Source organism: Cobetia sp. 14N.309.X.WAT.E.A4 (assembly GCF_030397495.1).
Lineage (GTDB): Bacteria > Pseudomonadota > Gammaproteobacteria > Pseudomonadales > Halomonadaceae > Cobetia > Cobetia marina.
Genome location: NZ_JAPNXT010000004.1, coordinates 157799 through 171743, shown reverse-complemented (window position 1 = coordinate 171743; position 13945 = coordinate 157799). Strand labels below are relative to the sequence as shown.

At 63.6% G+C, this 13945-nt stretch carries 11 protein-coding genes, 1 other RNA gene and 1 pseudogene; 7 read left to right on the top strand and 6 right to left on the bottom strand.

The window, feature by feature from the left end; all coding sequences use genetic code 11:
* Nucleotides 1-2 precede the first annotated feature (2 nt).
* From OW493_RS07700 to waaA, 3 genes are read left to right on the top strand one after another with little or no spacing between them, the layout of a single operon-like run.
* Nucleotides 3-1166, top strand: coding sequence for a glycosyltransferase family 9 protein (locus OW493_RS07700; protein ID WP_279855752.1), 1164 nt, complete (start codon nucleotides 3-5; stop codon nucleotides 1164-1166).
* Nucleotides 1166-2596: a bifunctional D-glycero-beta-D-manno-heptose-7-phosphate kinase/D-glycero-beta-D-manno-heptose 1-phosphate adenylyltransferase HldE gene (hldE, locus tag OW493_RS07695; RefSeq protein WP_289863773.1), complete on the top strand. Its 1431-nt coding sequence runs from the start codon at nucleotides 1166-1168 to the stop codon at nucleotides 2594-2596. The genes OW493_RS07700 and hldE overlap by 1 nt, the downstream gene beginning before the upstream one ends.
* A 2-nt stretch (nucleotides 2597-2598) precedes the next feature.
* Nucleotides 2599-3921 carry a lipid IV(A) 3-deoxy-D-manno-octulosonic acid transferase gene (gene waaA / locus OW493_RS07690; protein ID WP_289863772.1) on the top strand — a complete coding sequence of 441 codons (1323 nt, stop codon included), beginning with the start codon at nucleotides 2599-2601 and terminating at the stop codon, nucleotides 3919-3921.
* Between the two features lie 177 nt (nucleotides 3922-4098).
* On the opposite strand, the gene OW493_RS07685 is transcribed toward waaA, so the two are convergent.
* Nucleotides 4099-4875 (bottom strand): DeoR/GlpR family DNA-binding transcription regulator, encoded by a 777-nt coding sequence (locus tag OW493_RS07685; RefSeq protein ID WP_077379702.1) that lies wholly within the window; start codon nucleotides 4873-4875, stop codon nucleotides 4099-4101.
* 307 nt (nucleotides 4876-5182) lie between these two features.
* Between OW493_RS07685 and OW493_RS07680 the strand changes: the two genes are divergently transcribed.
* Nucleotides 5183-6451 carry a NupC/NupG family nucleoside CNT transporter gene (locus OW493_RS07680; protein WP_289863771.1) on the top strand — a complete coding sequence of 423 codons (1269 nt, stop codon included), beginning with the start codon at nucleotides 5183-5185 and terminating at the stop codon, nucleotides 6449-6451.
* 279 nt (nucleotides 6452-6730) lie between these two features.
* Entirely contained in the window at nucleotides 6731-7585 is an 855-nt protein-coding gene (locus OW493_RS07675) for an outer membrane protein OmpK (protein ID WP_077379697.1), read from the top strand.
* A gap of 119 nt (nucleotides 7586-7704) precedes the next feature.
* Here the strand turns inward: OW493_RS07675 and OW493_RS07670 are convergent, their stop codons facing one another.
* Both OW493_RS07670 and rpiA read right to left on the bottom strand, forming a co-directional pair.
* Nucleotides 7705-8412 carry a DUF3157 family protein gene (locus OW493_RS07670; RefSeq protein WP_289863770.1) on the bottom strand — a complete coding sequence of 236 codons (708 nt, stop codon included), beginning with the start codon at nucleotides 8410-8412 and terminating at the stop codon, nucleotides 7705-7707.
* 13 nt (nucleotides 8413-8425) lie between these two features.
* Nucleotides 8426-9097 carry a ribose-5-phosphate isomerase RpiA gene (gene rpiA, locus OW493_RS07665; RefSeq protein WP_077379692.1) on the bottom strand — a complete coding sequence of 224 codons (672 nt, stop codon included), beginning with the start codon at nucleotides 9095-9097 and terminating at the stop codon, nucleotides 8426-8428.
* A 256-nt stretch (nucleotides 9098-9353) separates the two neighbouring features.
* Between rpiA and ilvA the strand changes: the two are divergent.
* Nucleotides 9354-10889, top strand: a pseudogene (ilvA, locus tag OW493_RS07660) (threonine ammonia-lyase, biosynthetic); the annotation flags it as partial.
* A 671-nt stretch (nucleotides 10890-11560) separates the two neighbouring features.
* Here ilvA and OW493_RS07655 read toward each other — a convergent pair.
* From OW493_RS07655 to OW493_RS07645, 3 genes are all read right to left on the bottom strand, one after another.
* Nucleotides 11561-12289: a 5-formyltetrahydrofolate cyclo-ligase gene (locus OW493_RS07655; RefSeq protein WP_136939481.1), complete on the bottom strand. Its 729-nt coding sequence runs from the start codon at nucleotides 12287-12289 to the stop codon at nucleotides 11561-11563.
* Between the two features lie 22 nt (nucleotides 12290-12311).
* Nucleotides 12312-12494, bottom strand: a non-coding RNA gene (ssrS, locus tag OW493_RS07650) — 6S RNA.
* Between the two features lie 88 nt (nucleotides 12495-12582).
* Nucleotides 12583-12945 (bottom strand): cell division protein ZapA, encoded by a 363-nt coding sequence (locus tag OW493_RS07645; protein ID WP_077379686.1) that lies wholly within the window; start codon nucleotides 12943-12945, stop codon nucleotides 12583-12585.
* A gap of 259 nt (nucleotides 12946-13204) precedes the next feature.
* On the opposite strand from OW493_RS07645, the gene OW493_RS07640 reads away from it, so the two are divergent.
* On the top strand, nucleotides 13205-13846 hold the full coding sequence (locus tag OW493_RS07640) for a UPF0149 family protein (RefSeq protein ID WP_289863769.1): 642 nt from the start codon (nucleotides 13205-13207) through the stop codon (nucleotides 13844-13846).
* Nucleotides 13847-13945 lie beyond the last annotated feature (99 nt).

The following is a 13945-nucleotide window of genomic DNA, read 5'->3' as shown; positions in this document are numbered from 1 at the left end:
GCATGAAGCATCCTCTCCCTGCCCAGCCCGCACATATCTGCGTGCTCCGGCTCTCCGCTCTCGGCGATGTCTGCAATCTTGTGCCAACGGTACGCGCCTTGCAGCGTCAGTGGCCTGAGGCCCGCATTACCTGGATCGTCGGCAAGGGGGAGCACAGTCTACTGTCCGGCCTGACCGGGGTCGAGTTCGTGGTCTACGACAAGTCCACCGGCCTTGCGGGCATGCGCGCCATCTGGCGTCAGCTCAAGGACACGCACTTCGATGTGCTGTTGCACATGCAGCAGGCGCTGCGGGCCAGCGCCCTGTCGTTGGGCCTCAAGGCCCGAGTGCGCATCGGTTACGACCGTGCGCGCGCCAAGGACTGGCAGTACCTCTTTACCTCCCATCAGCTGGCCCCGCGCGAGCGCGCTCACGTGCTGGAGTCGTTCATGGACTTCGCACGTGCCCTGGGTGTCGAGGACTGCCGGCTCGACTGGCGTCTCGATGTGCCGCCCGAGGCCTATGGTGAGGCGGCGCGCGTGACCGGTGAAGCGCCCTATCTGGTCATCAGTCCGTGTGCCAATCCGCGCCTGCGCAACTTCCGCAACTGGTCGGCCGAGGGCTATGCGGCGGTCGTCGATCATGCCTGGCAGCAATACGGCATCCGCAGCGTGATGACCGGCGGCGGCAGCCCGCAGGAACGCGAGATGGGCGCGCGCATCAAGGCGCTGGTCAGTGAAGGCGCGGTCATCGATGCCATCGGTGGTACCTCGCTCAAGGGCCTGCTGGCGCTGATCGATCGCGCCGTCGCGGTGATCGCGCCGGACTCCGGCCCCGTGCATATGGGCAATGCGCTCAATACACCGGTGATCGGCCTGTACGCCACCACCAACCCCGAGCGTGCGGCGCCCTATTGCTGGCAGCATCTGGTGGTCAATCGCTATCCGGATGCGGTGGAAACCTATCTGCACAAGCAGATGGACGAGATCCACTGGGGCCAGCGCGTACGCCATCAGGACGCCATGAGCCTGATCCGCGCCGAGGATGTCATCGCGCGCCTCGGTGAGCTGCTGGCGGACACCGATGGCGTCATTCGCGGCCAGAGTTGCGAACGTCTGCCGGTCGCGGCTGTCTCGTCTACTGACACCTCTTCTTCTGAATTTCCCTCTGCACGCGGAGACGCCTGATGAAGCTTGATCTGACTGCGCTTGAACAGGCTCGCCTGCTGGTCGTGGGTGATGTGATGCTCGACCGCTACTGGCACGGTGGCACCTCACGCATCTCGCCGGAAGCCCCGGTGCCGGTGGTGCGCGTCGGCGAGAGTGAAGACCGCCCGGGCGGTGCCGCCAACGTCGCGCTCAACATCGCATCGCTCGGTGCGCATGCCACCCTCGCCGGTGTGGTCGGTCAGGATGACAACGCCGCCATCCTGACCCGCGCACTGGAAAACGCCAATGTCATCACGCGCTTCCAGGCCAGTGACAGCGTGCCGACCATCACCAAGCTGCGCGTGATGAGCCGCAATCAGCAGCTGCTGCGCCTTGATTTCGAGGAGCCGCTGCACGAGGTGGATACCAGCGCGCTGGTGCGCCATGTCGAGGCCGAGCTGGCTGCGAGTGGCGTGATGATTCTCTCCGACTACGGCAAGGGCTCGCTGAATCAGGTCGAGGTGCTGATCGCCGCGGCGCGCGCGGCGGGCAAGCGTGTGCTGGTGGACCCCAAGGGCAGTGATTTCTCGCGCTATCGTGGCGCCAGCATCATCACGCCCAATCTGACCGAATTCGAGACCATCGTCGGGCCATGCCGCAGCGATGAGGAACTGGCCGAGAAGGGCGAGGCGCTGCGTGCCGAGCTCGAGCTGGAAGCCCTGCTGGTGACGCGCAGCGAGAAGGGCATGACCCTGATCCGCGAGGGCCATCAGCCGCTGCATCTGCCGACGCATGCGCGTGAGGTCTATGACGTCACCGGTGCCGGTGACACCGTGATCGGCGTACTGGGTCTGGCGCTGGCGGCTGGCCATGCCTTCCCGGAGGCCGTGATGCTGGCCAATCTGGCCGCAGGCCTGGTCGTCGCCAAGCCGGGCACCGCGACCCTGTCGGTCGCCGAGCTCTACACCGCGCTGCATGGTGACAAGCTGGCGGAATTCGGCGTGATCCAGGAATCCGCGCTCATCCCGGCAGTGAAGGCCGCTCAGGCACGCGGCGAGCGCGTAGTGATGACCAATGGTTGCTTCGACATCCTGCATGCCGGTCATGTGGCCTACCTGCAGGAGGCGGCACGTCAGGGCGACCGTCTGATCGTGGCGGTCAATGACGATGCCTCGGTGGCACGCCTCAAGGGGCCGACGCGTCCGATCAACCCGGTACTGCGTCGCATGCAGGTGCTGGCGGGCCTCGGCGCGGTCGCCTGGGTCGTGCCCTTCAGCGAAGACACCCCGGCACGCCTGATCGAGGCCGTGCTGCCGGATGTGCTGGTCAAGGGCGGTGACTATCGTCCCGAAGAGATCGCCGGGGGCGAGGCGGTGATCGCCAACGGTGGCGAGGTGCGTGTGCTCGGTTTCGAGGATGGCGTCTCCACCACGGCGATGATCGCCACCATTCTCGATCGCGAGGACTAGGTGTGAGCCTTGCCCGTGGCCTCTACAGCACCGCACTGACCCTGCTGTCTCCCCTCATCTGGCAGCGGGTCTGGCGCGAACACGATGATCGGCACTCGCGCCTGGAGCGGCTGGGCATCCTCCCTGCCACGCCTGCCGCCGCGCCGGACCGCGAGCGCCCCATCTGGCTGCATGCGGCCTCGTTGGGCGAGATGGTCATGATGGCCAGCGCCATCGAGGCGCTGCGGCGCCGCTATCCCCTCCGCCCGCTGATCGTGACCACCATGACCGCGACGGGGGCTGCCCAGGCGGCTCGCCTGTTGCACACGCCTGAGGGAACGCCCGAGCTTGCCCCTGCGCGGCATCATTATCTGCCACTGGACTTTCCCTGCAGCGCACGTCGCTTTGTGTCTCGCCTGCGGCCGGCCCTGGTCGTGCTGGTGGAAACCGAGCTGTGGCCGAATCTGATCGCAAGCTGTGCGCGCCAGAGGATACCCGTGAGCGTGGTCAATGCGCGGCTGTCACCGCGCGCCTTCACACGCTACCGCAAGGTCGGGGCCTTGATGCGCGAGACGTTGTCGCAGGTGAGCGCGCTGACGGCCAAGGCGCCGGAAGATCTCGAGCGTTTCATCGCGCTTGGGCTTCCTGCGGCGCGGGGGAAGACGGTCGGTTCACTCAAGTTCGAGCTCGAGATACCGCCACAGGCCGTCGCGGCAGGCAAGGGACTGCGCGAGCAGTTCCAGGGGCGGCGGGTGTGGATCGCCGCCTCGACACACGAGGGGGAAGATGCCCTGATGCTGGACGCCCACGCAGCCGTGCGTGCTCGGCATCCTGATGCCTTGCTGCTGCTGGTGCCGCGCCATCCGCAACGCTTCGAGACGGTCGCCGCACAGAGTGCGAGCTGGTGTGAGTCACGCGGGGAAACCTGCCTGCGTCGCAGCCACATGCATGCGGAAAGCCGCCTCGAGCAGAGCCGTCTGTCGGTGCTGGTCGGCGATAGCCTGGGCGAGCTGCTCGCCCTGTATGCGGCGAGCGATGTCGCCTTCATCGGCGGCAGCCTGGTGCCCATCGGCGGGCATAATCTGCTCGAACCGGCCGCGCTTGGGCTGCCACTGTTGAGTGGCCCATCGCTTGAGAACTTCAGTGAGATCGCCGAGGTGATGACGGCGGAAGGAGCTCTGCAGGTCGTCGATGATGCCGAGGCGCTGGCCGAGGCCGTCAACACCCTGCTGGAAGATGAATCGCAGCGCCAACGGGCAGGGCAGGCGGCGCGTGAACGGGTAGCCCGCAATCGCGGGGCGCTGGCAGGGACACTGCGGCAGCTGGAAGACCTGTTGCCGAGCTGAGCCGACGAGAGACGGAGGTGATCTCGCCATGCCGGTTTCGGTCGTGGGGGATGCACGCCACTGGGGCATCAATGGGAAGATCATGCGCAGAAACGCCGCACCATCGTGCGGCGTTTCTGCGTATGGACCTCGCGTGGGGCGAGGTCAGCGCTCACTCACCGAAGCGCAGGCCCTGTCTCAGCACTCGATGAGCTGCGCCGTCACGCCCATGTCGGCATCCAGACCCTCCAGGCAATCGCGCGCTGCGGCGCTGGCATTGCTGATCACCACATCGAAGCTTTCCAGTGGCGCGATGAAGGCCGGGCGTACCATCTCGAACTTGCGGGCATCGATGATCAGGAAGCGCTGCATGGCGCTTTCCAGCGCGGCCTGCTTGGCCGCCACCTCATGAAAGTGGAAGCAGCTGACGCCGCGCTCGGCGTGCACGCCACCGGCCGAGAGGAATGCCTTGTTGATGCCCAGACGGCGAATGGCTTCCGGCATGTCGGTGGCGGTAAAGGACTGGGTGGCCGGATGAAACAGCCCGCCCAGCATGACCAGTCGCACGCCGGGCAGGTGGCCGACGGCGTTGGCGACATTCAGGGCGCAGGTCACCAGGGTCAGTGTCATCTGACGGTCCAGTGCCGCGGCCAGGTGGACCAGGGTCGTCCCGCAATCCACGTACAGGGTATCGCCGTCCTCGATGTGACTGGCCAGTCGCTGGCACAACGCTTGCTTGATAGGAGCGCTGGCATCGATCTCGCGGTCGAGACGATAGACGCTGCTGGCGGAAGATTCCGCCAGCAGCAGGCGTCCCCCCAGTATCTCCAACAGCCCGTTGCTGTGAGTGACATCACGACGAATCGTCATCTCGGACACGCCGCAGAGCTGCGCGGCGTCGCTGAGCTGCAGTGGGCTGCCCTCGCGCAGGATGGCCTGCAAGCGGTCAAGGCGTGCAGCGCTTTGGTTGTTCATGCGGCAGGGTCCTTTTTTGCCGATGGCGGTGAGAAAGCGTTGGAGAAGCCAACATGCCCTCGGGTCATGGTGTGATGATAACTCACTGACTGGCAGGGATAACTTTTCTCGCGTGAGAGATCCGCGCGGGCGTTGCAGGAAAGCAAGGCCCGAATCGCTCAAGCGTTTGCATTGACTCCTTGGTCAGATTGTGACTCTTTTAACATGCTGAGAAAAAATCATAACACCGTGTCCCGTTGAGAATCGCGGCGACATCGCGCACAAGCGCATTCCATAACAAGCACAAGAACACATCAGGACCTTCCCAATGAATCCCCTCATGAGTCTGGTCGGGATGGCATCGCTCATCCTCATCGCCGTGGCGTTGTCATCGAATCGACGCGCCATCCGCCTGCGCACCGTCGGGGGTGCCTTTGCCATCCAGTTGGCCATCGGTGCCTTCGTGCTCTACACCTCCTTCGGCCAGGGTGTGCTGGCCGGTGCCTCAGGCGCCGTCAGTCAGGTCGTCAATTATGCCGATCAAGGCATCAGCTTCCTGTTCGGCAGTCTGGCTAATCCGGGCAGCGGTGTCGGCTTCATCTTCGCCATCAAGGTGCTGCCGATCATCATCTTCTTCTCGTCGCTGATCGCGGTGCTCTACTACCTCGGCATCATGCAGTGGGTGATTCGCCTGCTGGGGGGCGGCCTGCAGCGCGTGCTGGGAACGTCGCGCACGGAATCCCTCTCCGCGACCGCCAACATCTTCGTCGGACAGACGGAGGCACCGCTGGTGGTCAAGCCCTATCTGGCGAGCATGACGCGTTCCGAGCTGTTCGCCGTGATGTGTGGTGGTCTGGCATCCGTCGCCGGCTCCGTACTGGGTGGCTACGCGGCGCTGGGCATCCCGATGGAGTATCTGGTGGCGGCGTCCTTCATGGCAGCGCCCGGCGGCTTGCTGTTCGCCAAGCTTCTGTTCCCGGAGACTGACAAGCCGGATGACTCGATCGCCGTGGCGGATGCCTCGCTCAAGGATGACGACGCACCGTCCAACGTGCTGGACGCTGCGGCATCCGGTGCGTCTTCCGGCCTGAAACTGGCCGCCAATGTCGGCGCGATGCTGCTGGCCTTCATCGCCTTGATCGGGCTGATCAACGGCATTCTCGGTGGTGTCGGCGGCTGGTTCGGCATGGACACACTGAGTCTCGACATGATTCTCGGCTGGCTCTTCGCGCCGTTGGCCTTCCTGTTGGGCGTGCCATGGAGCGAGGCGACGCTGGCGGGGTCCTTCATCGGTCAGAAGCTGGTGGTGAACGAGTTCGTCGCCTACATCAATCTGGCGCCCTACCTGAGTGGCGACAGTCTCGTGGCTGCCACGGGTGCGGTGATGACGCCCTACACCATGGCCGTGCTGTCCTTCGCGCTGTGCGGCTTCGCCAACCTGTCGTCCATCGCCATTCTGCTCGGCGGGTTGGGCAGCCTGGCCCCGACGCGCCGGCATGAGATCGCCAGTCTGGGTCTCAAGGCGGTACTGGCCGGTACGCTTTCCAATCTGATGTCGGCGGCGATCGCCGGCTTCTTCCTGGCGCTGGCGGCCTGATCGGGATGTCGCCCATCTCACAGTGGATGGGCGATTCGAAGAGGTGTCGCCTTCGGTGTGTAAATGTTCACAAACCGGCCGTTGGTGACAGGGAAATCCGCCAAACGTCGCCCTATCGTTTTTGCGAGGAAGTGCTAACATCGCGCCCTTTGCAAATCCGGCGCAGCCCGACGACGAAGCGGGCGGCATGGGGCGACGCTGATGGCAGACGTCGTTCATGACGGGCAATAACCACAACAATTCAGAACAGTTGATTACTCAAGACAGGATCATTTCGCGATGACTATGCTCAAGACCGTCGCGGCCAGTGCACTGGCCGCCACTACCCTCCTGACGGCTGCCGCGCCAGCCCAGGCCACCGATTTCAATGGCGACATCCACGCCAATGACTACAAGTGGCTGACCTTCAATCTGATGCGCAGCGAGGACAACCGTCTGCCGTTCCGCAACAGTGAAGATACCTATCTGGAAATGGAATTCGGAGGCCGTTCGGGCATCGTCGATCTCTACGGCTATGTCGATTTCTTCGACATCTTCGATGACAGCTCGGATGACCTCAATGGCGGCGACAACTTCTTCGCCAAGCTGGCCCCGCGCTTCTCGCTGGACGCCATGACCGGTCACGACCTGTCCTTCGGCCCGGTGGACGAGCTTTACATCGCCACCGTCACCAACATCGGTGACAACGGCGCATTCGGCGGTCTGTGGGAGCACTATGTCGGTCTGGGCAGCGATGTGCAGGTGCCATGGTTCGGCAAGATGGGCTTCAACCTCTACGCCCGCTACGTGCGTGAGAACTACGGCGGTGAAGACGAGAGCAAGTGGGACGGCTACATGGCGTCCACCAACTGGTTCAAGCCGTTCGTCAACTTCGAGGACGGTAGCTTCATCGCCTATCAGGGCTATCTGGACTACAAGTTCGATGCCGATGAAGTGGGCAGCCAGGACGGTCGCAGCATCAACAGCATGGAGTGGTTCAACGGCATCTACTACCACACCCAGCGTTTCGCGGTGGGTTACGGCCTGAAGTACTACAACAACATGGCGTTCTTCACCGATGGCTCCACCGCCACTGGCGTGCGTCAGGACACCACCGGCTTCGGCAACTACTTCAGCATCAACTACAAGTTCTGATCACCGCTTCGCTCTCGATGAGCGACCGGCGCGCAAACAGAAACGGGAAGCCCCTCAGGGCTTCCCGTTTTTCGTCTGGCTGCTCTGGCGTCTGACACCTAGAAGCTGACACCTGGTGATCAGCGGAACTCGACCTCGCTGACTTCCACGCGCACCAGCTGGCGGGACCAGCTGTCGTCCGGCAGGGCGATGCGCACGCTGCGTCCCTCACGGGTCTGGCCGGGGCGCAGGTAGGTCTCGGGCAGCCGGTACTCGCCGACCCACAGCGGCGCCTCGCGTGTCGCCAGCAGACGGCCATCGTCGCCATATAGACGCAGTCTTGCCCGGGTGGCGATGACGTTCTGCCCGGCGGTGTTCTGGATCTCGAAGCGCAGCACGGCGTCGTCATCGTCGATGTCCACGGCGGTCAGTCGTGCGACGACCCCATCGCGATGTCCCTCGCTCAGCAGCGTCGGATTGGCCAGTGCGCTGGCATTGAGGCGTGCCTGGGTCGGAGCCGGAGCCGGAGCAGAGGCGCTGGCGCGGGCCGGCACTGGTTGCCCTGCATCACCAGCGGCGGGCGTATTGGCGGGTACGACCGGCAGGGCGGACGAGGTGGGTATCGTCGCGCTGCCGAGCGTCGAGCGTGGGCTCTGCTCGTCGGAGACTTCCAGCAGATACTCCCAGCTGTGGTCCGGCTTGAGCAGCACCTTGACGCCACTATCCAGCGTGATGGTCGTCGGAGAGCTGATCGGCAGGCTGTCTGCCATCAGCACCGGGCTGAGCAGGGCAGCGGCCAGAAGCGACAGGCCTCGGGTGCCAAGGTGGCGCGTGATCTTCCATGTCATCAGGCGAGCCTCCTCAGGCAGTGATGCGCTCGACACCTGTCTCGCGACCGACCAGCAGTACATCGGCGCCACGGGCGGCGAACAGACCATTGGTGACGACGCCGACGATGGCATTGATGCGGGCTTCCATGGTGATCGGGTCTTCGATCAGGAAGTTGTAGCAATCGAGGATGCGGTTGCCGTTGTCCGTCAGAACGCCTTCACGATAGACCGGGTCCGCGCCCAGCTTGACCAGTTCGCGCGCGACGTAGGAACGTGCCATCGGAATGACTTCCACCGGCAGCGGGAAGCCACCGAGGATGTCGACCTGCTTCGAGCCATCGGCGATGCACACGAAACGCTCAGCGCAGGCCGCGACGATCTTCTCGCGGGTCAGCGCCGCACCACCGCCCTTGATCATCGCCAGACGCGGATCGATCTCGTCGGCACCATCCACGTACACCGGCACGGTGCCCACATGGTTGAGCTCGTAGACGTCGATGCCGTGGCCCTTGAGGCGCTGGGCAGTGGCTTCGGAGCTGGCGACGGCGCCGGCAAAGTCGTGGCGAACCTCCGCCAGAGCATCGATGAACAGGTTGGCGGTGGAGCCGGTGCCGACGCCGATGATGGTGTCGCGGTTCAGCAGCGGGCGGATCTCATCAAGGGCAGCGCGGGCCACGGCTTGCTTCAGCTCATCCTGGGTCATGTCATACCTCGGGTCGGTGGGGCAGGGGTGGAGAGTGGCGGTCATCGCGTCGGCAAGGGAGCCTGGCGCGTATCCCGACGTGTCTGTGCCTCATGCTGCTGCACGGCAACCAGATGCGCAGACAGGAAGCGAGTCGGGCGACGCAACGCGAGAAAACGCCACATTATAACGGCAAACGTCGCGATGGCGCTGGACGCTCTCGCCGGCGGTCTGATAACAATGGGGGTTCGGTCGCACCCATGCGGCCCGCGCTGCGACACATCAGGACATTCCTATAATGCTCGAACACTACGTCAAGAAAATCCTGTCGGCTCGTGTCTATGAAGCCGCCCATGAAACCCCGCTCTCGTCAGCCCCGATGCTGTCACGTCGTTTCAGCAACCAGATCTTCATCAAGCGGGAAGACCTGCAGCCCGTCTACTCCTTCAAGATTCGCGGCGCCTACAACAAGATGGCGCAGCTGAGCGATGAGCAGAAGGCCTGTGGCGTGATTGCCGCCTCGGCGGGCAACCATGCCCAAGGACTGGCGATGGCAGCCAAGCTGATGGGCGTGAAGGCCGTCATCGTCATGCCGCGCATCACGCCGGAGATCAAGGTGCAGGCGGTGCGTGAACGCGGCGCACGCGTGGTGCTCAAGGGCGATGCCTTTCCCGAGGCGCTCGCGCATGCCCAGGCATTGATGCAAGAGCATGGCTACACCTTCATTCCGCCCTTCGATGACCCGGACGTGATCGCCGGGCAGGGGACGGTGGGCATGGAGATCCTGCGTCAGCACCCGGGCAAGATCGATGCGATCTTCGTGCCGGTGGGCGGCGGTGGCCTGATTGCCGGTGTCGCGGCCTACGTGAAGTATCTGCGTCCGGACATTCGTGTCATCGGTGTCGAGGCTGAGGATGCGGCCTGCCTCAAGGCGGCCATGGAGGCCGGCGAGCGTGTGGTGCTGGACCAGGTCGGCGTGTTCGCCGAGGGAGTGGCCGTGGCGCAGATCGGCGAGGCGCCGTTCGAGATCATCCGCCATACCGTCGATGAAGTGATCACCGTCAATACCGATGAGATGTGCGCGGCGGTCAAGGATATCTTCGAGGACACGCGCGCCGTGTCAGAGACCAGCGGCGCTCTGTCGCTGGCGGGCCTCAAGAAGTACATCCAGCAGACTGGCGCGGAAGGGCAGACGCTGGTCTGCATCAACTCCGGGGCCAATACCAACTTCGATCGCCTGCAGCACATCGCCGAGCGCACCGAGCTCGGCGAGCAGCGGGAAGCCATTCTGGCGGTCACCTTGCCGGAGCGCCCCGGGGCCTACAAGCAGTTCTGCAAGGTGATCGGCAAGCGCATGGTCACCGAGTTCAACTACCGCTATGCCAACCCGGAGGAGGCGCACGTCTTCGTCGGTGTCCAGGTCAAGCCGGGCGGAGAAGACCGCGCAGCGGTGGTCGAGAAGCTGCGTGAGGCGGGCTACGCGGTGGAGGATCTCACCGACAACGAGCTGGCCAAGCTGCACACGCGTCATTTGGTCGGGGGGCGCACCAGCAGCGACCTCGAGGAGGAGGTCTATCGCTTCGAGTTCCCGGAACGTCCTGGTGCCCTGATGAACTTCCTGACCCATCTGCCTGCGGACTGGAACATCTCGCTGTTCCACTATCGCAATCACGGCGCGTCCCATGGGCGAGTCCTGATCGGCATGCAGGTGCCCAATGGGGATCGCGCCGAGGTCGAGAAGTATTTCGCGGAGATCGGCTATCGCTTCTGGAAGGAAAGCGACAATCCGGCCTATCGCCTCTTCCTGTCGTGATGTCGGCCAGGCCTCGCCTGCCTGGATGAGGTCGCTCTGAATCAAGTGGGCATCAGGCGGATGGCATTCATGATTGGCAGTATGAAAAAGCCCCTGTTCTCGCCTGAGAGCAGGGGCTTTTCTCGTCATGATGGTGAATGGCATGACTGATGACTTGTACTCAGGTGTGGCGTCAGAGATATCGAACGTTGTTTTCCCTCCAGGCCTTGCCAGCCCTCGCCTGCAGCGCGAAATGCAAGCGTGGAAAAACGTTCATTCATACGGCTGCATGGTGATTGTCATACGCAGGTCAGATGCCTATCATCGTGGGCACTGTCAGGAAGACAGTCATCGACAACCGTCACGCGAAAGCCACTGACGATATAAGAAGAAGCCCGCTCTCATGAAACGCAAGCCCGATCTGGTCATGGCCCTGGTATTCATTTTCGGGATTGGTGTCGTCGCCACCGGCTACGCCCAGACCGTCATGGGTTCCTGAATCGTGCACTGCCGCCTTCGGGCGGCAGTGGCGTTTTCAGAGGGAGAGTCGTTCTCGCGCTCTGCCTTTCTGCCCTCATTTCCCCCCGCTCTTCTCCTTGATCTCCAGGCACGTCTGCTCCCCCTCAAGTCCGAGCACGCCCGCGACATGCTGGCGCCATTGACCGCCCCTGCGTGACTGCCCTGCGTGAGCATCATGACGATGCGTTCCCATGCCTGCGGCCTGGGCGCACGATCTCGCGATCACTGACGATGGCATCCAGTGGTATGTCCCAGGCTTGTACCGGCAAGGCCGGCACCTTCTGACAGTGATGGGCGAGGCCGATCAACCTCGGTCTCGGCCCGGCGCGACGGGTGAAGGCGAAGCTGCGGTCATAGAAACCGCCCCCCATGCCGATCCGTGCGCCAGCCTCATCGAACCCCACCAGCGGCATCAGCACGATATCCAATGCCCAGGCCGGCAGGCGGCGGCCCTTGTGGGCTCCGAAGCGCGTGTCAGGTTCGGCGATGCCGAAGCGATTGCTCACCAGTGGGGTATGGTCGTCGTAGCGGACGAACCAGAGTGAGTTGACCGCGAAGGGTCGCAGGACCGGTAGATAGACGCGTGCTCCCCGACGTTGCAGCCATCGGCACAGACGGGTGGCGTCGATCTCGCCATCATTGGGCAGGTACAGGGCGATGTCCCGGGCACGCAGCAGTTCCGGCAGACGCTTCAGTCGTCGCAACAGGGCCTGCTCGGCATTACGGCGCTCGGGGGCCGTCAACTGGCGTCGCCGTTGGCGTAGCAAGCGTCTCAGGGCGCGGCGATCCGCAGTGGGGTGATCAAGCTCGCTGGACAATGGCCAGAGCGTGACATCACGTGAAAGCGAGGGAGGCGAATAGTGATTCGCGAGGGCGGCGCGAGCCGCAGGGGGTTTGAGCATGCCTGACATTCTCCGTCAGACAGGGTTCTCCAAGGTGCCGGTGTTACCGGGGGCCCTTGAACCCAGCGGTTCAAGGTGGGTAGTCCCGCGCAGCGCATCAGGCTTTCCGACGCACGGACATGCACACAGCACTGCGCAGTGGACTCCCTGGGAATAGCTTATAAGCTCGAGGGACATCGGCAACTGTCGTACACCCCAGAGAACTCCTTCAGTCTACCAAACCCCGTCTGCCGGCCCAAGGCTTAATCCTGTCGGGAACAGACTGTTGCTGAAATTTATCAGTTGTTTGATTCTCAAGCGTTTTTTGCTTCATCAGCACGCGCCTTCGCACGTTGGACAGACTCGGCTGGTACCTGCTTGAGGGCCGCATCCAGCTGGCGATCCAGCGCCGTGAGGCGTGTCTCGAAATCCTGCTGCATGGCGCGTTCGCTGTCGCGGCTGTTGATCAGTTCGTGAGAGATGTTGAGCGCGGCCATCAGGGCGACCTTGTCGGCACTGATGGTATTGCCACGTTGCTGGATGCCTTGCATGGCGAGATCCAGGTAGGCCGCCGCACGGGTCAAGCCATCTTCCTCGCCGGGTTGGCAGCTGACGGTATAGCTGCGGCCGAGCAGGCTGATCTCGGTGGTATTGCGGGGAGTCGTGGAGTCGCTCATGTCAGTCCTCTCGGGCCATGTCCGGCGTCGTCCTGATTGACGGCGGCGTCCTTGACTGGGCGTCACCTCGCAGTGAGGACGGCAAGCCAGAAGGAGGGCCAGTGCGGTAAGATGGGGGCATTCTCGAGCCACTATAGAGAGCCGCTTCTGGAGGGTCAACGCGCTGCGCAGTGCGGCTGTCACCCAGCATGGCGCTCAGGGTTCGAGCGGTAATCGTCGATTGCCGATGCCTTTCTCACCGACTCAATGGACCCGCACCATGGCCATCATCAACGATACCTTCGACTTCTCTCTCGTCGCGGACCAGTTCCTGGTTCACGGCAGCCTGAACAACCCTTCCTTCCTTGATGGACAGCTGGTCGCTGCCCTGGCGATGGATGACATCAGCGCAGAAGACTGGTTGAGCCGCGTCTGTGCCGCATTGGGAGTGGAGCAACCGGCCACCCGTGAAGCGGGCGAGGTGTTCCTCAGCTGGCGCACGCGCAACCAGGAGCGCCTGGCGGCCAGCGAGATGAGCTTCGAGCCGCTGTTGCCGGACGACATGTACTCCCTGGCCGAGCGTGGCCAGAGCCTGCGTGAGTGGACGCTGGGCTTCCAGGAAGAGCTGGCAGGCGTCGATGGCGAGGTCCGCAAGGGCTGGAGCCAGGCATTGCGTGATGCGCTGAGCGATGTCGAGGCCATCTCGAGCGGTCTGGCCAACGCCGAGGACCTGGATGACGACAATGCCGAGGACGAGGCGGATCTGTTCGCGCTGGCCGACCACGTGCGCATGGCGGCCCTGCTGCTGTATACCGAGCAGCACCCGGGCAACCCGGACGTCGAGAAGCCCAGTGACGATCAGTTGCCGGAAGGCGGACTTGAAGGCAGTCTCGGGGTCAGCTCGCGCAACGACACTCACTGAGTGAGGCAGTTTGCCGCTCGCAATACCCGGCGGCCGACCCCATTTCGGGAAGGATTGTCCCTTCGGGAGCCTCGTCCTTTCCCGCCACATTCTGATTCG